The 23,133-nt window shown below is 60.2% G+C and carries 12 protein-coding genes; 11 read left to right on the top strand and 1 reads right to left on the bottom strand.

All coding sequences use genetic code 11. The features are described 5' to 3' along the window. Nucleotides 1–38 precede the first annotated feature (38 nt). The 11 genes from H8B15_RS00565 to H8B15_RS00515 all read left to right on the top strand — a co-directional run bounded on the left by H8B15_RS00565 (nucleotide 39) and on the right by H8B15_RS00515 (nucleotide 20,309). Nucleotides 39–1,814 carry a HAMP domain-containing sensor histidine kinase gene (locus tag H8B15_RS00565; protein ID WP_187317714.1) on the top strand — a complete coding sequence of 592 codons (1,776 nt, stop codon included), beginning with the start codon at nucleotides 39–41 and terminating at the stop codon, nucleotides 1,812–1,814. A 226-nt stretch (nucleotides 1,815–2,040) separates the two neighbouring features. Next, the gene (gene gltB, locus H8B15_RS00560; protein ID WP_187317713.1) at nucleotides 2,041–6,567 is read left to right on the top strand and encodes a glutamate synthase large subunit; all 4,527 of its coding nucleotides are present in this window, start codon (nucleotides 2,041–2,043) and stop codon (nucleotides 6,565–6,567) included. Nucleotides 6,568–6,785: 218 nt separating this feature from the next. Then, nucleotides 6,786–8,261 carry a glutamate synthase subunit beta gene (locus H8B15_RS00555; RefSeq protein WP_187317712.1) on the top strand — a complete coding sequence of 492 codons (1,476 nt, stop codon included), beginning with the start codon at nucleotides 6,786–6,788 and terminating at the stop codon, nucleotides 8,259–8,261. 148 nt (nucleotides 8,262–8,409) lie between these two features. Beyond that, entirely contained in the window at nucleotides 8,410–9,810 is a 1,401-nt protein-coding gene (locus tag H8B15_RS00550; RefSeq protein WP_187317711.1) for a toxin-antitoxin system YwqK family antitoxin, read from the top strand. Between the two features lie 492 nt (nucleotides 9,811–10,302). Continuing rightward, nucleotides 10,303–12,828, top strand: a complete 2,526-nt coding sequence (locus H8B15_RS00545) for a TonB-dependent receptor (protein ID WP_187317710.1) — start codon at nucleotides 10,303–10,305, stop codon at nucleotides 12,826–12,828. A gap of 255 nt (nucleotides 12,829–13,083) precedes the next feature. Next, entirely contained in the window at nucleotides 13,084–13,740 is a 657-nt protein-coding gene (locus H8B15_RS00540) for a TIGR02117 family protein (RefSeq protein WP_187317709.1), read from the top strand. Between the two features lie 178 nt (nucleotides 13,741–13,918). Next, nucleotides 13,919–14,284 (top strand): hypothetical protein, encoded by a 366-nt coding sequence (locus tag H8B15_RS00535; RefSeq protein WP_187317708.1) that lies wholly within the window; start codon nucleotides 13,919–13,921, stop codon nucleotides 14,282–14,284. Nucleotides 14,285–14,452: 168 nt separating this feature from the next. Next, nucleotides 14,453–15,871 carry a histidine--tRNA ligase gene (hisS, locus tag H8B15_RS00530; protein ID WP_187318032.1) on the top strand — a complete coding sequence of 473 codons (1,419 nt, stop codon included), beginning with the start codon at nucleotides 14,453–14,455 and terminating at the stop codon, nucleotides 15,869–15,871. Between the two features lie 62 nt (nucleotides 15,872–15,933). Beyond that, nucleotides 15,934–17,157 (top strand): hypothetical protein, encoded by a 1,224-nt coding sequence (locus tag H8B15_RS00525; protein WP_187317707.1) that lies wholly within the window; start codon nucleotides 15,934–15,936, stop codon nucleotides 17,155–17,157. A 34-nt stretch (nucleotides 17,158–17,191) separates the two neighbouring features. Further along, nucleotides 17,192–18,319, top strand: a complete 1,128-nt coding sequence (locus H8B15_RS00520) for an aromatic amino acid lyase (protein WP_187317706.1) — start codon at nucleotides 17,192–17,194, stop codon at nucleotides 18,317–18,319. A gap of 64 nt (nucleotides 18,320–18,383) precedes the next feature. Further along, complete coding sequence (locus tag H8B15_RS00515) at nucleotides 18,384–20,309, top strand: T9SS type B sorting domain-containing protein (RefSeq protein ID WP_187317705.1); 1,926 nt, start codon at nucleotides 18,384–18,386, stop codon at nucleotides 20,307–20,309. 2 nt (nucleotides 20,310–20,311) lie between these two features. On the opposite strand, the gene H8B15_RS00510 is transcribed toward H8B15_RS00515, so the two are convergent. Continuing rightward, nucleotides 20,312–23,113 (bottom strand): PAS domain-containing hybrid sensor histidine kinase/response regulator, encoded by a 2,802-nt coding sequence (locus tag H8B15_RS00510; protein WP_187317704.1) that lies wholly within the window; start codon nucleotides 23,111–23,113, stop codon nucleotides 20,312–20,314. Nucleotides 23,114–23,133: the final 20 nt, after the last annotated feature.

The following is a 23,133-nucleotide window of genomic DNA, read 5'->3' as shown; positions in this document are numbered from 1 at the left end:
ACTCCGCTCAGCATCACTACAACCGGCTCCCCTTCCCGATGAATCTTAAAACGAAAATAAACCTGGGCTTTCTGGCCATGCTGCTGCTGGTGCTCAGCATTGGGGGCTACGCGTGGTACTCGCTGCGCCAGCTCGACCGTAGCTCCCGCGATGCCCTCACGGCCAACCTGTATTCCGTGGAGCTGGGCCACCGCATGCTCCGCAGCCTCGACCAGCTGGCCCAAAAGCCCATCCAAGACACTACTGGCACCGCCCAATTTATGGCGCTGGTGCAGCAGGAAGCCCGCAACATCACCGAGCCCGGCGAGCAGCAGCTTGCTGATGCGCTGGTGCGCGGCACCCAACAGTTGGTGCAGGCCCAGCAGGCCGCGCAAGACGGTCGGCTGCAAGTGGCGTCTCCGTTAGTAACACTTCGGGGGCTTACCTACCGCGTCATTTCCCTGAACACGGAGGCTCTTACCCGCAAAACCGAAGCCGCCAACCAGCGCACCGACCGGGCCAATCGTAACTTGTTGGTGTTTATTACCCTGGCTACGCTGCTGGCGCTGGCGCTGGCGGGCAGCGTTCCCGAAATAGCCGTGCAGCCTCTGCGCAAGCTCACGGCCGCGCTCAGCCACGCCACCGAGCGCGGCTTCACGGCCACCATCCCGCAGGAAAGCCGCGACGAATTTGGGCAGGTGGCGCGGGCCTTCAACCAGATGCTGGCCCAGCTACGCGAGTACCGCACCTCCACCACCGCCGAGCTGATTACGGAGCGCAACCGCGCCGCCAGCATCGTGGATACCCTGGACGAAGGCCTGCTGCTGCTCGACGAAAACCGGCGGATTCTGCTGGCCAACCCCGTGATGTGCGAGCTGCTGGCCCTACCCGCCACCCGGCTCGTGGGGCAGTCGGCCACCCAGGTGCGCCTCGAAAACGACCTGCTGCACACGCTACTGCTGCCCCTGGATGCGCCCAATCAGGCCGCGGCCGTGGCAGCGGCCCCGTTGCTGCACATTGCCTACCGCGGGGAGGAGGCATTTTACCAGTTAGCCGTGCAGGATTTGATTTCTTACAACGAAGCCACCGACAAAACCGAGCTGGTAGGCCAAATGCTGACTCTGCGCAACGTCTCGGATTTCAAGAAGCTGGATCAGGTGAAGTCGGATTTCCTGGCCACGGTATCGCACGAGCTGAAAACGCCCTTATCGAGCATCAACCTGAATGCCCGCTTGCTGCAAGATGAGCGCCTGCCCATTGACGAGCGCCAGCGCGTGACCACCCACATCCGCCAGGAAACCCAGCGTCTGCAACGCATGGTGGCCGAGCTGCTGGCCGTGTCGCGCCTCGATGCCGGGGCTGGCATCCAACTCGACCTGCAGCCTACTGGCCTGGCCGAAATCGTAGCTTACGCCACCGACACCGTGCGCCCCCAGCTGGCCGACAAACAGCTACGGCTGGACTTGCAGCTGCCCCCTACCCTACCCCCCGTGCGCGCCGACGTGGAAAAAACCACCTGGGTGCTCATCAACCTGCTCGCCAATGCCATCCGCTACTCGCCCAGCGGGGAGGTGCTGACTGTAATGGCCACCGCCACCAACGGATTTGTGCAGGTGCAGGTGGTAGACCACGGCCCTGGCATTGCCACTGAACACCACGAACGCATCTTCCAGCGCTTTGCCCAAATCCCGGACAAGGCGGGTTACCGGGGCGGCTCGGGTCTGGGCCTGAGCATTGCCCGCGAGTTCATCACTACACAGGGCGGCCGGCTGTGGGTAGAGAGTGAGCTGGGCAGCGGCAGCACCTTCTGCTTCACGTTGCCGGTAGTTAAATAAGCGCTTTGGCTGCACTGCTACTCACGCGTGCACGCACGAGCGGCAATGGCACGAAAGCCCCAAATTACGTTACGCATTTGTTAATAAATTGCCTTTTTATTGACAAAAGCATAAATAATCTCACTAAAACTACTTGCAACTATGACAAATCGAACATTTTGTTATAACTTAAATTTTTAGCTAGGCTGCACTACTTCTGGTTGCGGCATCAGGCTATTCTTTCGCGATGAAACTTACCGGTGACAACCAGCAGGGACTGTACCGTCCGGAATTCGAGCACGACTCCTGCGGCACAGGCTTTATTACGGCCATTGACGGACAAAAATCCCATCAAACCATCTCCGATGCTCTCACCATGCTCGAGAACATGGAGCACCGCGGCGCCTGTGGCTGCGACTCCGACTCAGGCGACGGGGCGGGCATCCTGTTCCAGCTTCCGCACGAGTTCTTGCTTGATGAGTGCATCGACCAGGCCGTGCGCCTACCCGAGCCGGGCCAGTATGGGGTAGGGATGCTGTTTCTGCCCAAGCGCATTGCTACCTACGCCGCCAGCAAGGCCATTATTACGGATGTAGCCGGCCAGCTGGGCGTGCCGGTGCTGGGTTTCCGCAAGGTGCCCGTGAACCCGGCCGGCATTGGCGAAACGGCGTTATCGGCGGAGCCGCAGGTGGAGCAGGTGTTCTTTGGGCGCCCCGCCGGCCTGGCTACCGACGACGATTTCGAGCGCAAGCTCTACGTGCTGCGCCGCGCTATCAACAAGCGCGTGAACGAGACGGTGGAGCTGGGCAACGAGGCCTTCTACTTCACCTCGCTATCCTGCCGCGTCATCGTATATAAGGGGCAGCTCACCACCTACCAGGTGCGCTCCTACTACCCCGATCTATCGGATGCGCGGGTGGTGTCGGCGTTTGGCATGGTACACTCGCGCTTTTCCACCAACACCTTCCCGAGCTGGAAGCTGGCCCAGCCTTTCCGGATGCTGGCCCACAACGGCGAGATTAACACCCTCACCGGCAACCTGAACTGGTTTTATGCCGGCCTGCGCTCCATCTCCTCGGCCTACTTCACGCCGGAGGAAATGGAACTGCTGCTGCCTGTTATCGACAACAACCAGTCGGACTCGGCTTGCCTGGACAACATCATTGAAATCCTGCTGCACTCGGGCCGCTCCCTACCCCAGGTGATGACCATGCTGGTGCCCGAGGCCTGGGACGGCAACGAACAGATGGACGCCCTCAAAAAAGCCTACTACGAGTTCAACGCCACCCTGATGGCCCCCTGGGACGGCCCGGCCGCCCTCACCTTCACCGACGGCCACATCATCGGCTCGATGCTGGACCGCAACGGTCTGCGCCCCCTGCGCTACACCATCACCAACGACAACCGCATTATTGTGGCCTCCGAGGCGGGCGTGCTGGATATTCCGGCGCACACTGTTGTGCGCAAGGGCCGCTTGCAGCCGGGCAAGATGCTGCTGGTGGACATTGAAGCCGGCCGCATTATCACCGACGAGGAAATCAAGCACCACATTGCCACGCAGCAACCCTATGGGCAGTGGTTGGAGAACTACAAAATCCGGCTGGAGGAGCTGCCCGAGCCGCGCCTGGCCTTCACCGGCCTCAATGCGGAGGCCGTATTCAAGTACCACCAGGTGTTTGGGTACAGCCGCGAGGACATCGACACGCTCATCAAGCCCATGGCCCTGGAAGCCAAAGAGCCCATTGGCTCGATGGGCGTAGATGTACCGCTGGCTGTGCTCTCGGACCGGCCCCAGCACCTGAGCAGCTACTTCAAGCAGTTCTTTGCCCAGGTAACCAATCCGCCTATCGACCCCATTCGGGAGCGGCTGGTGATGAGCCTGGCGACCTTTATGGGCAACAACGGCAACATCCTGGACGAGGACAAGATGCACTGCCACTGCGTGGCCCTGCAACAGCCGGTGCTCACCAACACCGAGCTGGAAAAGCTGCGTAGCATCGACACGGGCATGTTCAATGCCAAAACCCTGCAAACCTACTTCCGCGCCGACGGCAAGCCGGGTTCTTTGGAGGCTGGCCTGGCCCGCCTGTGCCGCTACGCCGAGGACGCAGTGGAGGATGGCTTTGAGGTGCTGATTCTTTCGGACCGGGCCCTGGACTCGGAGCACGCCGCTATTCCGTCACTGCTGGCCGTATCGGCCGTGCATCACCACCTGATTAAGAAAGGCTACCGCGGGGCCGTGGGCCTGGTGGTAGAGGCCGGCGACGTGTGGGAAGTGCACCATTTTGCCTGTTTGTTAGCCTTTGGGGCTACGGCCATCAACCCCTACCTGGCGCTGGCCAGCATCAAGACCATGCAGGCCGCGGGCCAGCTGGAAACCAAGCTGGACGCCCCGGCGCTGGTGAAGAACTACATCAAGGCGGTGTGCGACGGCCTGCTGAAGATCTTCTCCAAAATGGGCATCTCTACCCTGCAATCCTACCACGGCGCGCAGGTGTTCGAGATTCTGGGCCTCAACCAGGAGGTAGTAGACCGCTACTTCTGCGGGGCCGTGACGCGCATCGGTGGCCTGGGCCTCGATGAAATTGCCCGCGAAACCCTCTACAAGCACCACCACGGCTTCCACGACAACTCGCCCGAGCAGGTGCACCTATTGCCTGAGGGCGGCCTCTACCAGTGGAAGCGCCGCGGCGAGGCGCACCTGTTTAACCCCCAAACGGTGCACCTGCTGCAATACGCCACCCGCACCGACGACTACAAAACCTACCAGAAGTACGCCCGCCTCATCAACGAGCAGACGGAAAAGGCCTTCACCATTCGGGGCCTGCTGAACTTTGCCCACCACCGCAGCGCCGTGCCGCTGAGCGAGGTAGAGCCGGCCGAGAGCATCATGCACCGCTTTGCCACGGGCGCTATGTCGTTTGGCTCGATTTCGCACGAGGCGCACAGCACCCTGGCCATTGCCATGAACCGCATCGGCGGCAAGAGCAACACCGGCGAGGGTGGCGAGGACCCCATGCGCTACGAAAAAATGGCCAACGGCGACTCCATGCGCTCGGCCATCAAGCAGATTGCCTCGGCCCGCTTCGGCGTGACGGCGCACTACCTCACCAACGCCGACGAGCTGCAAATCAAGATGGCGCAGGGGGCCAAGCCCGGCGAGGGCGGCCAGCTACCCGGCCACAAGGTAGACGAGTGGATTGCCAAAACGCGCCACTCCACGCCGGGGGTAGGGCTGATTTCGCCCCCGCCTCACCACGACATCTACTCCATTGAGGACCTGGCCCAGCTGATCTTCGACCTGAAGAACGCCAACCGCGCCGCCCGCATCAACGTGAAGCTGGTGAGCAAGGCCGGCGTAGGCACCATTGCGGCCGGCGTTGCCAAAGCCCACGCCGACGCCATCCTGATTGCCGGCTACGACGGCGGCACGGGCGCCTCGCCCATCAGCTCCATCAAGCACGCCGGCCTACCCTGGGAGCTGGGCCTGGCCGAAGCCCACCAAACCCTGGTGCGCAACCGCCTGCGCAGCCGCGTGGTGCTGCAAGCCGACGGTCAGGTGAAAACCGGCCGCGACCTAGCCGTAGCAGCCCTATTGGGCGCCGAGGAATGGGGCGTAGCCACGGCCGCCCTCATTGCCGGCGGCTGCGTGATGATGCGCAAATGCCACCTCAACACCTGCCCGGTAGGCATTGCCACCCAGGACCCCGAGCTACGCAAGCTGTTCACGGGTCAGGCCGATCATATCGTGAACCTGTTCCGGTTTATGACCGAGGAGCTGCGCGAGATTATGGCCGAACTGGGCTTCCGCACGGTGAATGAGATGATTGGCAAAGTGCAGTACCTGAAAGTGCGCGACGATATCGACCACTGGAAAGCCCGCACCATCGACCTGTCGGGTATGTTGCAGCTGGTGCTGAACCCCGGCGGTGGCACCCTCTACAACAGCGAAACCCAGGACCACCGCCTCGATAATATCCTGGACTGGCAGCTGCTGGAGCACGCTCAACCCGCCCTGAATGAGCGCGAGCCGGTGTTTGCCACCTTCCCCATCAAAAACACCGACCGTACCCTGGGCACGCTGCTTTCCAACGAAATCACCAAGCGCTACCACGCCGCCGGCCTCCCCGAGAATACCATCAACTACAAGTTCACCGGCTCGGCCGGGCAGAGCTTTGGGGCATTTTGCGTGAAGGGCCTGGCGTTTGAGCTGGAAGGCGAGGCCAATGACTACGTGGGTAAGGGGCTGAGCGGCGCCCAACTCACCATCTACCCTGCCAAAAACAGCGGTTTCGTACCGGAGCAGAACATCCTCATCGGCAACGTGGCGCTGTACGGCGCTACCAGCGGCGAGCTGTTCGTGCGCGGACAGGCCGGCGAGCGGTTTGCGGTGCGCAACTCCGGTGCCACCGCCGTGGTGGAGGGCGTGGGCGACCACGGCTGCGAGTACATGACTGGCGGCCGCGCCCTGATTCTGGGCAAAACCGGCCGCAACTTTGCGGCTGGCATGAGCGGCGGCATTGCCTGGGTATACGACGAGGACGGCACTTTCCGCGAAAACTGCAACATGGAAATGGTGGAGCTGGAAGGCCTCGACACCGAAGACGAGGACCAGATCCAAACGCTGCTGCGCAAGCACCAGCACCTCACCGGCAGCCAGCTGGCCGCCTACCTGCTCGGCAACTGGCAGGAAGCCGCCGGCAAGTTCCGCAAGGTGTTCCCCGTGGAATATAAGAAGGTGCTGAAAATGGCCAAGTACGAGCCCGTGCGGTAGGGGCGCCTTGCAGGCGCCCGTCGTTCAACGATTGGCCTCACCCCCGGCCCCCTCCCCTCCGGGAGAGGGGGAGCCAGCCGACGAAATATTACATAGTGAATGGTAAATGCTTGTTGAGCAGCATTCAATACAATACTTAAGCAGTCAAAAATCCCTGTCGTCTGGCACCCCCTCTCCCGGAGGGGAGGGGGCCGGGGGTGGGGTGAACACCAGAACCCATGTCCCACATCACCGGTTTCAAAGAATTTCCCCGCGTCCTACCTCCCAAAGTGGCCCCTACCGAGCGCGTGCGCCACTACCAGGAGTTTATTGGGATGTACTCGGAGGCGGAGCTGAACCACCAAGCGGCGCGCTGCATGGACTGCGGCATTCCGTTCTGCCACTCGGGCTGCCCGCTGGGCAACATCATCCCCGAGTTCAACGACGCCGTGTACCAGCAAGACTGGCAGGAGGCCTACCGCATTCTGGCGTCTACCAACAACTTCCCCGAGTTTACGGGCCGCATCTGCCCCGCGCCCTGCGAGTCGGCGTGCGTGCTGAGCATTCATAGCCAGCCCGTGGCCATTGAGGAAATTGAAAAGCACATCATCGAAATTGCGTTCGAGAAAGGCTTCGTGCAGCCTACCGCGCCCGTGCTGAAAACCGGCCAGACGGTGGCTGTGGTAGGCTCGGGGCCGGCGGGACTGGCGGCGGCGGCGCAGCTGACCAAGGCCGGTCACACCGTAACGGTATTCGAGCGCGACGACCGACCGGGCGGGCTCCTGCGCTACGGTATTCCCGATTTTAAGCTGGAAAAGTGGGTGATTGACCGCCGCATTGAGCTACTGGAAAAAGACGGCATCGAGTTCCGGTGCAACACGGAGGTAGGCAAGGATATTTCGGCCGATGAGCTGATGAACTCCTTCGACGCCGTGGTGCTGGCCGGGGGCGCTACCATCCCGCGCGACCTCACCATCCCGGGCCGCGACCTGAAGGGTATCCACTTTGCCATGGATTACCTCAACCAGCAAAACAAGCGCGTGAGCCAGCCCGATTGGGTACACGAGCACGAGCCGGTTTTCGCCACCGACCAAGACGTGGTGGTCATTGGCGGCGGCGACACCGGCTCCGACTGCGTGGGTACGGCCAACCGCCAAGGCGCCCGCTCGGTGCGGCAGTTTGCTATGATGATGGAGCCGCCCAAGGAGCGCACCAAGCACATGCCCTGGCCTACCTACCCCCTGCTGCTCAGCACCACCAGCTCGCACGAGGAAGGGTGCGAGCGGCACTGGGGCGTGAACACTAAAGCCTTTTTGGGCGATATGCAGGGCAACCTGCGGGCCTTGCTGGTAACGGACATCACCTGGGAAACCGACGAGCGGGGCAAGCGCATCAAGTTCGAGGAGATTGCCGGCTCCGAGCGCGAGATTCCGGCCCAACTGGCTTTCCTGGCCATCGGCTACCTGCACCCGCGGCATGATGGCCTGCTGACAGATTTGAAAGTAGAGCTGGACGAGCGCGGCCACGTGCAAGCCACCGAGCGCGACTACCGCACCAACGTCGACAAGGTGTTTGTGGCCGGCGATGCGCGCCGGGGCCAGTCGCTGGTGGTGTGGGCCATTTCGGAAGGTAGGGAAGCTGCTCGGCAGGTGGATTTGTTCCTGACCGGCAAAACCGCCCTACCCAGCAAAGACGCGGTGGCCATGTTTGCCTGATACGTTTCTCGCAGAGGTTCGCGGAGGTAAAACGCAGAGGTTCGCAGAGTTCAACGACAACCATCGTCAGAACTCTGCGGACCTCTGCGTTTTACCTCCGCGAACCTCTGCGAGAAATTTTCTTCCCCAACTTTCCGTTCTTGTCAGCATGAAACGTTTGCTGTTCCCGCTGCTGCTACTGCCTACCCTCGCCTACCCCCAGAAACTGCGCCGCTTGGTCACGTACCAGGACTCGACCAAAACAAGGGTGCGCGAGGTGTACTCGGCCGTTGTGGCCGGCGACACTGTGATGGAAGGCCCGTATAAGCGCTTCTACCGCTCGGGCGCGCTGGAGGCCCAGACCAGCTACCGTGCCGGCAAGGCCGATAGTGCCTACGTGGAGTTTTTTCCGGATGGCAAGAAGCGGGTGGAGGTAACCTTCCGGCAGGGCGAGCGGCAGGGGCCGTTCAAAACGTTCTACAACTCGGGGCAGGTGGCGCAGGAAGGCACCTACGCCAACGACCAGCCCACCGGCACGCTGCGCTATTACCACCCCGATGGCAAGATCAAGATGGAAACCACCTTGACCAACGGCCAGCCGGCCGGCGTGGTGCGGGAGCTGTATCCTTCGGGCAAGGTGCAGTCGGAAATCACCTACGCCAACGGGCAGCCCAACGGCCCGTCCAAAACCTACTACGAAAACGGCCAGCTCCAAAGCGAGTCGACCTACCGGGGCGGCCTGCTCACGGGCTCCTACAAAACCTACTACCCCAACGGCCAGGTAGACACCGAAGTGCAGGCTGACGCCAAGGGCAAGGGCACCTACCGCAGCTACTACCCCTCGGGCAAGCTCCGCACCGAGGGCAACTACGCCGCTGCTACCCTTCAGCAGCGGGCCGTGACCAACCCCCTGGCCGACAACAGCACCAAAGCCCCCACCGCTAACCTAGGCGGCACCAGCAACCTCGATGGCCCCGCCAAATCCTACTATGAAAGTGGCGCCATCAAAAGCACCATGACCTACAAAAACGGCACGCTGGTGGGCACGCAGAAGGACTATTACGAGTCGGGCAAAGTGGAGCAGGAAATCGAGTACAGCAACCAGGCCCGCGACCGAAAACTCACGACCTACTACCCAACTGGCGCCCTGAAGGCCGAGCAGCAGTTCAAGAACAGCCAGCCGGCCGGCACGTGGCGTACGTTTTTCGCCGATGGCAAGCAGCCCCACTTCGTGGACCCTTACCAAAACGGCAAGCTGGTGGGCGAGCGGCTGGAGTATTTTGAGAACGGCACCGTGCAAAGCCGCGTGACCTACGAAAACGGCCGCCCCACCGGTCTGAAGCAGGAATTTTACCCTTCGGGCAAGCTCAAGAGCGAAACCACGTATGCCAAAGGCCTGAAGGCCGGCCCCTACCGCCAGCTACGCGAAGATGGTACTTTAGAGGTAGCAGGTGCATTCCGCAATGGTAAAGAAACCGGTGTGTGGACGTATTATAAAGCCGATGGCAAGGCAGTGCAGGAAAAGAAAACCTTCCGCAATGGGCAGGTAGTGGCGCCGGGCGCGAAATAGCCAATTTATTCCGCCCTTAGATTAAAGGAAGGGAAAAAAGGGAGTTAGAAGGAGCGAGCTGACAGATAACGTCAGTGCTCCTTTTAACTCCCTTTTTCTGTTTCCTTGCTTCAGGTTTGAAATCTTTATAGCAAGTATATCAACTAAATACTGATTCATAGGCAACGGTTTCAGCTACCTGTGCATCTACCCTATCAAATACCACTTCTCCCACCGACTATATAGAAAATCAAAAATAAATTTACCTAGTACCTTGCGTTGCATAGTACCTTATACTACCTTTGAATCACTAACCTGACATACCCGCTGTGGCGCCCGACCCTACTCCGGCGTCGCCCGTCACGGCCACCGGACACCGCCCCGCCAAACGGGTTGGGCTGCTGACTATGCTCTTGTGAAATTATACTTTTCCAAGTTATAGTCTTTGTGCTCTGGTTCGTGGAGCTGCTTGCAAGCAGCTTCCCTCCTACGTATGCGCTTACACTGGTGGCAATGCCCCTCCCCCTCGACGGAACCGCGGCCGTCGGCTGGCCTCGCATTGCCGGATTTTTCATCCAACTCACCACTCCGATGAACTCTTTCCTGACTTTTCGCCGGGCACTGCGGTGCCTGGGGCTCCTCGTTATGCTCTTTCCGCTGACCGCCTGGGCCCAAACTGCCGGCACCATAACCGGCACCCTACTCGATGCTGCTAACAACCAGCCCCTCCCCTTCACCACTGTAGTGCTCCTGCAAGCCCGCGACAGCAGCCAAGTGGCTACGGGCACGCAAACCGCTGAAAACGGCACCTTTACCCTGGAGCAGGTGCAGCCTGGCGCCTACCTGCTGCGCACCTCGGCGGTGGGCTACAGCACGCTGCGCCGGGCCATAACCATCACGGCGGCGACTCCTACCCTGCGGTTGGGCACGTTGCGGCTCACCTCCACTACTACCAAGCTAGGCGAAGTGACTGTGACCGGCGAGCGGGCGGCCGTGGTGGATAACCTGGATAAGAAGGTAATCAACGTAGACAAGGACCTGAACAGCGCCGGCGGCACGGCCGTGGACGTGCTGCAAAACGTGCCCTCCGTGGCCGTGGACCAAAACGGGCAGGCCACCCTGCGCGGTGCCGACGTGGCCATCTACCTCGATGGCAAACCCGCCCCCAGCAGCTTCCGGCTGGAGCAGCTGCCCGCCAGCCGCATCGAGAACGTAGAAGTGATTACCAATCCTTCGGCGCGCTATCCCGCGGCCGGTGCGGGTGGGGTCATCAACATCACCCTCAAAAAGCAGCAGAAAGACGGCTGGAACGGCCAGGCGGCCGGTATCTTGGGCACGCGGGACAAGTATAACCTGTCGTTGAGCGCTAACCGCAAGCTGGGCAAGCTCAACTTCTTCGGTAGCTACGATGCCAACGACAACCGCTACCGCGGCGAGTCGGACCTGCGGCAGGCGGCTACGGTGGAGGGCCTGACTACCCGCACCGACCAGACTGGGCGTAGCCTGCGCCACCAGCAATACCACGGCGGCCGCTTTGGGGTAGACTACGACCTGACAAAAGACCAGAAAATAACGGTTTCGGCTGATTTGAGCCAGAGCCGTGGCAACTCGCAGGAGAACTTGAATACCCTACTCACCCGCGGCACCGATGCCCCGCTGGCCCTGCGCAACTTGGGCTACTCCAACGAGAAGCAGCACGAATCGGTGTTCTCGGCAGACTACCGCCGCACCTGGGCTGAGCACAAAGGGCGTGAGCTGACGGCCAACGTGGCTTTTGTAGATGTAGGCGTAGATGTGCAGGTAGGGCAGCGCGTGCTGGATGGCCCCGCTTCCTACCCCCGCCAGGAGCGCCGCCAGCTATACGGCGTAGGCATCAACGTGCTGCAAGCCCAGGCCGACTACGTGCACCCGCTGGGCGAGAAAGGCCGCCTGGATATGGGCCTGCGCAACGAGTCGTGGTGGTCGGACGGTACCACCGACTACCTCCTGCAAGCCGGTGAAAACGAATCCTTCACGCGCCTCGATAATCAGTCGTTTGCCTACCGCTACCAGCAGCACGTGCGGGCCGGCTACGCCACCGCCCAACAGGAGTTTGGGAAGTGGAGCCTGCAAGGCGGGTTGCGGGCCGAGCACACCACCCTCGATGGCCGCGTGCTGCCCAACACGGGCCAGTTCACTCAGCGCTACCTCAACTTGTTCCCTACGGCTACCCTGGTGCGTACCCTGCCCGGCGACCAGCGCCTGCAACTCAGCTACTCGCGCCGCCTCAACCGCCCCAATTTCATGCAGGTGCTGGCCCTACCCATCTACAACGACCAGCGCAACTACCGCATCGGCAACCCCGTGCTGCGGCCCGAGTTCATCAACGCGGTGGAGCTAGGCCACCAGGCCACCTGGAAACAAACCGCACTGACAACCACGCTGTTCTGGCGCCAGACCACGGATGCCATTCAGGCCATTCGCGCCATCGACACGGCGGCTACCCGTCTCAGCGGCCAGCCCGACTTCATCACCCGCACCAGCTACCAGAACTTCGGCCAAACCAACAACTACGGCCTCGAAATGTCACTGAATCAGCCTCTTGCGAAGTGGTGGAAAATCACAGCCAGCGGCTCGGTATACCGCAATGAGGTGACCAGCTTCCTGGGCGACGGCCGCAACCGCCGCACCGTTACGGGCACGGCTCGTGTGATGAACAACTTCACGCCCACCAAGCAGCTCGATGTGCAGCTCACGGCGAACTACCGCGCCCCTCAGCTCACGCCCCAGGGCCGCCTGGCCGCTTTCCACGGCATTGACGTAGCCCTGCGCCAGCGCCTGTTTGAAGACCGCGCCGCCCTCACGCTGCGGGTGAGCGACATCTTCAACACCCGCCGCAACTACACCCAGCTCTACTCCGAAGGCCTGGAATCCAACTTCCGCACCAAGTACGAAACTCGCGTGGGCTACCTGGGCTTCACCTGGTTCTTCGGCAACAGCAAGCCCTCTAAGAAAATCGACCAAGGGCCACAAGGTGGTGGCGGTGGTTTCGGTGGCTAAGATTGATGGATTGATGGCCTAATGGATCGACACGAAGAACTGTCATCCTGAGCTTGCGAAGGACCTTATCACGTATGAACGACTGACGTATCAACGACCCGTTCACGCGTAATAAGGTCCTTCGTCGCCGCTTGATGCGCGGAATGTTCAGGATAACACAAGCGCACAAGCACATCAGCACGCAAGCACATCAACACACAAGCACACAAGCACATCAGCACATCAGCACATCAATACTCAACCTATCAGTACCCCATGCCGCTTGCTGCGTTGGTTTTATTTCTGCTCACCGGCACCCTGGTGCCCATCAACCGGAAATTCCGCGAAACGCCCGGCGGCATTCCGGTTTTTGTGGTATCCAACGGCTTGCATACCGATGTAGTAGTTCCCACACAGGAGCCGCACACGGGCCTCGACTGGCGGCCGCTGCTCACCGCGCCGGGCCAGCCGGCACCACTGGCGGCCTACCCTTTTGTGGCGTTTGGCTGGGGCAATGCAGATTTTTACCGTAACTCCCGTGGCGGGCACACGCCGGGCGTAGGCACTACCCTACGGGCCGCCCTACCCTCGCCTACCCTACTACACGTGAGCTGGTGGGCAGGGCCACCGCAGCCCGGTACCCGCGTGGCAGCGTTGCACATTTCGGCCGCGCAGTATCAGACCCTTGCGGCCACTATCCAAGCCTCATTTCAGACTGACTCCGCCGGACGCTTTGTACCAGCTGCTTTACCCGGGTATACCCTTCACGACCGCTTCTTTGCAGCATACGGGCGCTACTATATACTGCGCACCTGCAACGATTGGACGAACCGCGTATTGCGGCGTGCCGGCCTGCGGGCGGCGCTCAAAGCGCCGTTAGCTGGTTCTGTACTTTACCAAGTTCAACATGCTCACAAAGCAACGAGCAAGTAAAGCGCTTGAGTAATAGAATGTTACTTTTTATACGGGTTTATCGGATTATTTTAATGAAAACTGATATTTTTCGACAAAAAACCACTTTCACGTGCACTTTATGTGGATTTGGCCGTTTAAGTATCATTATTCTCACCGCTCTTGCACTCGGGGTGGTCACGAGCCGATCCAAATTACGATGCTACATATCCACCGCGACCCATTGCCTGACCGCTTCCTGCTGATCCCGGCTTCTGATTCATCGGAGTCGGCGGAGTTGGATTTATCACGGTCGTTGCACCGGGCTTCGCGTAGCGACAAACCCTCTATCTGGCTCGACTGTAGTCTGATTACGGATCAGCTGTCGGAAGATGCTATTGATATCCTGTTGGCCTATTCCTTTATGTTGCGCCAACAAGGCCGGCAGTTGGTACTTTGCCATGCCAACGAGGCTATTCAGGCCGAATTTGCTCGTCACGACGAGGCCTCTCAGCCCAGTATCGTCTCCACTCTCCTCGATCAGCCCGACACGGAATCCGGGCAGGTTCACCACATCAGCTTATAGCCCCGGCATCGGTCTGCCGGTCGGGTTTGTGTACCTTCGCAGTTTCATTTAAAGACGAAGTAGCAGAACCGCAACGCTGCGTTTTGGCTATTCCGTTTTGACTAGCCTCAGAATGAAGCAGAAAGAGTATGAAGCTCAGGTTTCTACTCTTTCCTTCTTAGTTGTTAACTGACTGCAATGAAACCCAGCATACCGCAAGGCACCCGCGACTTTGGACCGGCCGTCGTGGCTCGCCGCAACTATATTTTTGGCATCATCCGCCGCACATTTGAGAAGTTTGGCTACGCCCCGCTCGAAACCCCTACCCTCGAAAACTTGTCGGTGCTAACGGGTAAGTACGGCGAGGAAGGCGACCAGCTACTGTTTAAGGTGCTCAACTCGGGCAACTTTCTAAAAAAGCAGAAAGGCGATGTGGTGAAGGAGGAAGTGACGCCCGACGACCTACTGGCTGGTCCCCGCCAGGTGCTGCCCAAAATCGCGGAGAAAGGCTTGCGCTACGACCTAACGGTGCCGTTTGCCCGCTACGTGGTGATGAACCGGGGCACGCTCACGTTTCCGTTTAAACGCTACCAGATTCAGCCGGTGTGGCGCGCCGACCGCCCCCAGCGCGGGCGTTACCGCGAGTTTTATCAGTGCGACGCCGACGTGGTGGGCACCGACTCGTTGCTGTGCGAGGCCGAGATTGTGCTGATGATGAGTGAGGTCCTGAACGGACTGGGCCTCACGGACTTCACCATCAAAATCAATCACCGCCGGGTGCTGAGCGCTATATACCAGGCGCTGGGCGGCGAGGGCACCGAAACCGCCCTGTTCACGGCCATCGACAAGCTCGACAAGATTGGGCAGGAAGGCGTGGAGAAAGAGCTGCGCGAAAAAGGCTTCGGCGACGACGCGCTGGGCCGGTTGTTTGCTCTGCTGGGCGTGGAGGGCACGTTTGGCGAGAAGCTGGAGCGTCTGCAAGCGGCCTTCGTAACGGCTGGCGTAGCCCCCGAAAGCGAGGAGGGCTACAAGGGCTTGCAGGACCTGGCGCGGGTGCAGGAGCTATTGCAAAGTTTCGGCTTCGCGCAGTTCGACCACCTCGATTTCGACGTGACCCTAGCGCGTGGCCTGAGCTACTATACGGGCTGCATCTTCGAAATCAAGATCAACAACGTGAACATGGGCAGCGTGTCGGGCGGCGGCCGCTACGACAACCTGACCGGGGCCTTCGGCCTGCCGGGCGTGTCGGGGGTAGGGTTTTCGTTTGGGGTAGACCGGCTTTATGACTGCCTCGACGAGCTGCAACTCTTCCCCTCCGACGCCACCACCACCACGCGCTGTCTGCTCGTCAATTTTGATGCTGAAAGCGAAGCCGCCGTGCTACCTGTGCTGCGCCAGCTACGCGAGGCAGGCATTGCCAGCGAGCTGTACCCGGAGGCCGGCAAGCTGAAAAAGCAGTTTCAGTACGCCGACCAAAAGGGCATTCCCTACGTGCTGCTGCAAGGCTCGGAGGAACGGGCCGCCGGGCAATTCAAGCTGAAAACCATGCAGACCGGCGAGGAGCGCACGTTGCCGCTGAGCGAGGTAGTGGCTATCCTCAGCGCATGAGCCAGCCCAGCAAACAGATAGTTTGGCTGGGTATTGTTGGTGTACTTGTGCTGCTTGGACTAGTGGCCTATTGGTTTACTACAGCCTACGCTCCCACACAGAAAGCGCCGTCAGAAGTAACGGTACGCGCATCACCGCCCGCATCTGCTCCGGCACCGGCTGCTGCTGATTCGGCGGCTGGGTGTCATCCGCTGCCACTTAGGTTTGTGAGCAGCCCGGCGCTGCGGCGGCCCATGGAGGTACATCGTTACGTGGGTACGGTAGGCGGGCATCCGGCCACGGCCGTTTTGCAGTGGGTAAACCCAGATTCGATAGAAGGCAGCTTCTATCTGCACCAGGGTGGGCCGGCGTATTCGCTGTACTTGAGCAGCAAAAGTGCAGGGCCAATGGTGCTACAGGTATATGACGATCAGGCTGCGCAACGTGACCGTGGCGTGTGGCGCCTAACCGGTCGACTAGGAGGCACTGCCCTGACTGGCTTTTGGCAGGATACCAGCCAACGGCAGGCTATTCAGTTGCACGAAAGCTACGAGGGGGCCGTGCGCTACAGTATAGAGACAATGCTACTGATAGGCGGCACACCGGATACTGGCGACCCCGCAACTGATTCGGTTAGCTGCATTGTTCCTAAATTTCAACAGTACTTTCTGACCCTACTGGAACCTGCGGCAATACACCCAACACTACGTTCTGTTCTAACATCACCAGTTGCCGCCCGGCGCCAGCAGATGCTGGATGCACAGGAACCTGACGCAGATGTAAACGTGTGGTTAGACGTTCGCCTCAACGACTTTGGCCTGTTTAGCTACCAAACAATTTATGCTGCCTCGCCTTTTGGCGGGCGCCTCCAATACGGAGTCGAAAGCACGCTCGTTGATCTGACAACCGGCAAAGCCTTGAGCGTAGCCAGTCAATTGCAACCTAACTACGAGTTGCCACTTCGGCGCCTCCTCTCCCAGCACCTTCTGCAAGACCCCGCTTTCGATGAGGTCAACAACACCGATACCACTGACACCGAGCAGCAGGATTTTGGTGAGTGGGCTTGGCACGACGCGGAAGAGAATCCGAGCCTATTAGTCAGCTTACCCGACCTAAAAGAACCAAGCGCCGACGACCTGACCCTGACCGCAGTAGGAGTCGAAGCCACGTATTCTCCCTTCGGTTTATTTAAGTCGCCCGGTGGTAAGCTGCCATCCTACTCCGTAGTGATTCCCTATCAGGAGTTACGCCCATTGGTGCGGCCGGGCACCGCGCTGGCGCGCATGCTGGCGGCGCGGGGGCTATAGCAGCGTCATTTGCTTACAACGCGTAAATTGTTCGATGTCAACTAATTTCCTCCTTACCCCTACCACTCCCCTCACTCTGCCTACCCTGCGCACGCTGCTGGCTAGCACTGCCCGCGTGGTAGCGCCAGATAGCAACAGTGCTTCAGCCGACACCACGGCCACAGGCTCGGCCGCTTTGCTCCAGGCGACGGCCTGCGGGGTAGGCGCCGAAGTACCCGGCGAGCTGGTGCGCCTTATGCTGCTACTGCACGCCGGGCAGCAGCAGCGGCGCGGGGCTTCGGCGGCCACCGTGCGCCGCCTGCTCGACTTCTACAACCGTGAGGTGCTGCCCGTGGTCTACCAGCAGGGCGGCGAGCAGGTAGCGCTGGCCCACCTAAGCCTGCCGCTGTTTGGCCTGGGCGAGGTGAACTACCAAGGCTACCGTCTGCAAGCCTACGACGTGCTGGAGCTGTTTGGCTGGGCGCCCCTGCCACAGGCTGATGCGGACGTGCCGGCGCTGCTGGCCGGGTCGGGCTTCACGCTGGCTTACGCGGTGCGGAGTTGGTTGCGGGCCGAGCACTTGTTGTGGATGGCAGACAGCCTTAGCGCCGCGGCGCAAAACCAGGCAGACTCGGCGCCTACCTCTCCGCATACGGCTTGCCATGCTGCATTAGCGTATGTGCAACAGTCGTTGGAAGAGGCACTAACCACGCCTCCTACCCCCACTAATCAGCAAAACGCTGATACCAATCAACTTGCCACAACAGGCGCTTCACTGGCGCTGCGCACGTTGCTGTTAATGGTGGCGGAGTTGGGCAGCCACTCTGCCCGGCGCACGGAACGGCTGCTACGCAGTGCAGGATCCGCGCTGGCCAGCCTACGCCACCCGGTTGAGAGCTTGCAACAGCAGAGCGCTCAGCTGTGCGCCGTGGCACCTACCGGCACCGCCGCCGATGTTGCCCTCTGCACCTATCAACTGCTTGACTACGTGGATCAACTGCTTGGTATTGAGTTATTAGTAATTTCCCGACAGCCAGCAGAGCAACTACCGGCTACGGCGCAGTTGCTACTAGATGCACGCGAGCAGCTGCCGGCTCTTACTGAGCAGCAACTGCTGTACCCAACGGTGCACGCGGCCGCGCAGTTTGTACGCCGCTACGCGCGGCCTGAGCAGGCTGCGTAAGGTGTATTACGCATTCCCAAACCGTTTCAGACACGCAAGCAGGCTCGGCCGTCGTTACTACTCCGTGAAACTCTACCAACTCTTCCTGTGCGGCTTGCTGAGCATCGTGGGGCTGACAGCGGCGCGGGCGCAATGCCCTACCTCGCCGCCCTCGGAGCAGGCGCGGTTCCGCTTTTTCGACGTCGAGACCAAGCAGGAAATCACCGGCCGGTTTTTGTGCGTGGGCAAGCGTATTCGGATTGTAGATGCCAGCAATCCGCGCCTGGTGCCCGGCCAGGTGTTTTACCAGTGGCAGACCAGCGTAGCGTGCCGGGGGTTCACGGATACCACTTCGTTCTATACCCCTACCACCGCCGGCCCCATTGTACTGACGGCCAACATCAACCAAAATCAAACAGGCGGCGGCTCCTCGGGACTGCTGGTGGCGTATCCGGCATTTGAGGTGAAAGCCTCACCCCCGCCTACCTTCTCGCTCGTGAGCTGCACGCCGGGCGCGGTCCAAGTCACCGTGACCGACCCTACCTACGACCGGTACACGGTGCAGGTAGGCAACGGGCCGGCCGTGGCGGCTACCCGCAATACCACGACTACCTACCCTGTTCCTGCTGGCAGCCCTACTACCGTAACTGTGACGGGGGCCTATGCGGCCGCTACCCTGTGCAGCAGCGCAGCCACGCAGTCGTTTACGCCGCCCGCCCCAGCCCAGGCCGCGCAGTTTCAGCGGCTGAGTCTGATCGGTACCACGGCCCAGCTCACGTTTGCGGGGTTGCAGGCTGGTTATCAGTATAGCTTGCAGCTACGCGATGCCAGCGCACCCGGTGGCTACCGTACCCTCACGGCCCTGTCGGCAGCAGCTACCACGTACTCGCTGCCCAACGCGGCCGTACCCGGCTGCTACCGCCTGCTGCAAACGGATGCTTGTCAGCCTTCTGTAACTAACCTGCCTTCCAACGAATTGTGCACGATTGGCCTCACGGCCACTGCCCAGAACAACCAGAACCTGCTTACCTGGACTACCGACCAAGCCGGGCCTTTTGAAGTGGTGCGCGACGGACAAGTAGTGGCGCAACTACCTGCCGGCACGGTGCGCTACGCCGATGCGGCCGTGACGTGCGGCACCACCTACACCTACCGGGTGCGAGCCACTGGCGGTGGTGTGTCCGAATCTGGTGAGGTGCGCGCGACGGCAGTTTCGACGGATGCGCCGCCCGCGCCGGTGCTGCTGGCCAGCTACACGCTCCGCAATCAGCTAGAGCTGTCAGTAAGCGGCCCCACAGGTAGCAATGTGCAGTATACGTATTTGCGCGACGCCGCTTTGCTGGCTACCACCACGGCCCGCCTGCTGCGCGATTCTACGCAGGCCACGCCGGCGCCGGCGTGCTACACCGCTACCGTGCGCGATGCCTGCGGCAACACCTCGGCCCCCAGCGCCGCTGTGTGCCCCGTCATATTGACGGCCGAACCCACCACCGCCGAGGGCACCACCGTGCGCCTGACCTGGACGGCCCTCGGCGCCCCTACCCCCAACGCGCCCGTTACCTACCACCTCCTCACGCTGGCTCCCGACAATACGGTGCTCAACACCCGCGTCGTGACGCTGCCTACTACCCTCGACCAGCCCACTGCCGACCAGCAGGTGCTGCGCTACCGCATAGAAGCCACTGGGGGCGGCTTGCCAGCGTCCAGCTATTCCAACGTGGCCACGGTGGCACGTCGCCTGCAAGTGGTTATCCCCAACGCGTTTTCGCCCAACGGCGATGGCCAGAACGATGTATTTGGCGTGAAAGGCCGCTTCCTCGGCAATTTTCTACTGGTAGTAGTAGACCGAAGTGGCCAGGAGGTATTCCGGGCCACCGACCGCACCCAAACCTGGGACGGCCGCATTGGCGGGCGCCTACCAGTACCCGCCACCTACGTGTGGCGCTTCGAGGCAACGGATGCCACTGGCCAACGCACCGTAGAGCACGGCACCGTCACGATTTTGCGGTAGGGCTATTTTGCGTGCGTGGTAGGCAATGATGGATATTTGCGGATGAGTTGCACGAGCAAACGGCATAAGTCGTCCTCTTCGAAGGGTTTGGTCAGGCAGGCGTTCATTCCCGCCGCCAGATAGCTGGTCCGATCTGCTTCGAAAGCATTTGCCGTCAGCGCAATAATAGGCACGCTGGCCCGCCGCTCATTGGCGCACTGCCGGATGGCCTGGGTCACTTCTACCCCACTCAGCCCCGGCATCTGAATGTCGAGAATGGCCGCATCGTAGTCGTTTTCCTGTAGCTGCGCTAGGGCGTCGAGGCCATTGCCCACAGCATACACCAGCACGCCCCAGTGTTCCAGCATCACAGTAGCCAGCCACTGGTTCACCATATTATCTTCGGCCAGCAGCACACGCACCCCATGCAGCTCTGGGTAGCCTGGTGCGGCCGGTTGCTCGGCTGGTTGGCCGGCGGCTGTAGCATCTTCGGCGCGGGGCAGCGTGAGGACAAAGGAAAACGTAGTGCCCTGATTGGGTAGGCTGCTCAGCAGTAAGGTACCTCCCATAAAACGCACCAGCTGTTCGCTGATAGCCAATCCCAGGCCGGTCCCCCCAAACCGCCGACTAGTTTCGGGGCTAGCCTGTGCAAAGGTGCCGAAAATAGCCTCCTGCTGCTCAGGCGCAATGCCGATGCCGGTATCAGTCACCCAGAAGCGGAGTGTTAGGGCCGCGTTGGTTTCGGACAGCACCGTCACGCCTAGCTGCACACTCCCTTTCTCTGTGAACTTGATAGCATTGCCGAGCAGATTGAGCACTACCTGGCGCAGGCGGTAGGCGTCGCCGAGCAAGCGAGGAACGGGCGCGCAGTCCAAAGATTGAATAATCAGTTGCAACCCTTTTTCGATAGCCAGGGGAGATACGGTCTGACCAACGGCTTCCAGCAGCACCTCCAGGCTGAAGGCTGCCTGATCTAGCTCCAGATGATTGGCCGTTATTTTTGCCATGTCCAGCACATCATTAACCAGCTCTAGTAGGTGCTGCCCTGCCCGCTGCATGGTAGACAGGTACTCATGCTGCTGGCTGGTGAGCGAAGTTTTTTCCAGCAGGGCAGCCATGCCCAGTACCCCATTCAGTGGCGTTCGGATTTCGTGACTCATACGTGACAGAAACGCTTCTTTTGCGCGCGCGTTGTCTTCTGCCTCTTGCTGCGCCTTTTTTAGCGCGGTGATGTCGGTGCTGACTATCAATAATTCTGGCTCTTTATCGAGCTGCGGCAGGGCGTGCATGTATACCTGCAACATGCAGGTCTCACCTGAAGCCATTTCCAGCGGCATTTCCGTCGTTAGTGACTTCTGCGACGTTAAGACTTGCTTCCCCAGCTTATGAATCAGCCGAAGCTGCTCCCTCACAACAGCGGTTTGCTGATCGGCAGGTAGCATATGCTGACTACGAGCGGCCATGTCATCAAAAGCCGCATTTCGAAACACTACCTCATTGCTGGCGTTTTTCACGTAGATAACGTTGGGTAGCGAGTCCACAATAAGCCGAATAAAAGCCTCCTGCGCCCGCATTTGGGCCTCAGCCTGACGCTGGCGTTCTTCAGCTGCATACCGATCCGTAATATCAATACCCGACCCTACCACCATCTGCAAGCCGCCCTCAACATTAATAACAGGGCGCAGGTGGCGCAAAATGCGTTTGTTGCCGGTAGGAGTCTTCATTGTTTCCTCCCACAGCACATCAGTATGGGTTTCTAATGCTTGCTGGAAACGATCTTTACGCTCCTGCGCCAGCTCCATAGAGCGTCCTCGCAGTGCAAAGTATTCGTCACTGGTCAGGCCTAGTATCTGCTGGCGCACCTGGGCATCAGAGATAGAAGAAGGATTGGTGAACAGGAAGCGGTGCTGATCGTCGAAGACAGCTACGTCAACTGGCAGCAGATTCAGGATAGACTCATAGAATTCTCGTTGCCGGGCCGCGGCTTCCTCGGCTTCTTTGCGTTTGGTGATGTTCAGGCCGGAGCTAACAACCATGCGAACATTTCCATTGGGCCCCGTGATGGCCCAGCTACGCCGCAGCCAATGTTGCAGCTTGCCGGTGGCATGCTCCACTATCTGCTCCTCCCAGACCGATTCGCGCCGGTTGTCAATTGCTTCGGCAAAGGCTCGCTCGCGCTTCTGAACAACCTCCTCTGACCGCTGCCGCATTTGGCACACCTCACGGGTAGTTTTCCCCAGCATCTGCCGCCGCATAGCAGGATCTGGCTCTACGGCGGGGTTCACAAACAAATAGCGGTGCTCCACATCAAATACCGCTACCCCCGCGGGGACCTCCATCAGAATGGTTTCGTAGAATAACTGTTGCTCCAACAAGGCCTGCTTGGCTTGTAGAATCGTGGTGACATCGGTTAAGTAGTATGTAACGCTGGTTTCGCCGGACGTGGCGCCATCTACCAACAACAGATAATGCCGTTCGCCTACAGTCAGTTTCTGGATGGGCTGCTCCGAAGCAGAAGCAGCCAGCGCCCGCAGGCGTTGTGGCAACCTGGTATGTACCTGCAACAGCGCTGTGCCGGCCCGATTGGCCCAGCACAGCGTGTCATCCGCCTTCACCCGCAGAATGGGGTTGGGGTTTTGTTCCGAGACGTACGTTAGCGTATGGAAAGTATCAAATTGGGATGTAGTGGCAGCTAATTGCTGTTCAAGCGCTGCAATCCGGGCTTCGGCGGCAGCTAGCGCCTCTTCGGCCCGAATCCGGCCGGCCTTCTCGGCTGCGACATAAGCAGCACAATGCTTTGGAGTGGGTGGTAGCAGTGTATTCATATGGTGCGTAACAGCCAAAC

It is taken from the genome of Hymenobacter citatus, assembly GCF_014333615.1.
GTDB lineage: Bacteria > Bacteroidota > Bacteroidia > Cytophagales > Hymenobacteraceae > Hymenobacter > Hymenobacter citatus.
Note: the sequence above shows the minus strand (reverse complement) of the source record. Positions and strands in the feature narration are given on the sequence as shown.

Excerpts from the sequence above, each read along its gene's own strand:
- H8B15_RS00540 (WP_187317709.1), top strand. The coding sequence starts at position 13,084 with ATGCCGCTTGCTGCGTTGGTTTTATTTCTGCTCACCGGCACCCTGGTG.
- H8B15_RS00545 (WP_187317710.1), top strand. The coding sequence starts at position 10,303 with ATGCCCCTCCCCCTCGACGGAACCGCGGCCGTCGGCTGGCCTCGCATT.
- H8B15_RS00555 (WP_187317712.1), top strand. The coding sequence starts at position 6,786 with ATGTCCCACATCACCGGTTTCAAAGAATTTCCCCGCGTCCTACCTCCC.
- gltB (WP_187317713.1), top strand. The coding sequence starts at position 2,041 with ATGAAACTTACCGGTGACAACCAGCAGGGACTGTACCGTCCGGAATTC.
- H8B15_RS00520 (WP_187317706.1), top strand. The coding sequence starts at position 17,192 with ATGTCAACTAATTTCCTCCTTACCCCTACCACTCCCCTCACTCTGCCT.
- H8B15_RS00550 (WP_187317711.1), top strand. The coding sequence starts at position 8,410 with ATGAAACGTTTGCTGTTCCCGCTGCTGCTACTGCCTACCCTCGCCTAC.
- H8B15_RS00535 (WP_187317708.1), top strand. The coding sequence starts at position 13,919 with ATGCTACATATCCACCGCGACCCATTGCCTGACCGCTTCCTGCTGATC.
- H8B15_RS00565 (WP_187317714.1), top strand. The coding sequence starts at position 39 with ATGAATCTTAAAACGAAAATAAACCTGGGCTTTCTGGCCATGCTGCTG.
- H8B15_RS00510 (WP_187317704.1), bottom strand. The coding sequence starts at position 23,113 with ATGAATACACTGCTACCACCCACTCCAAAGCATTGTGCTGCTTATGTC.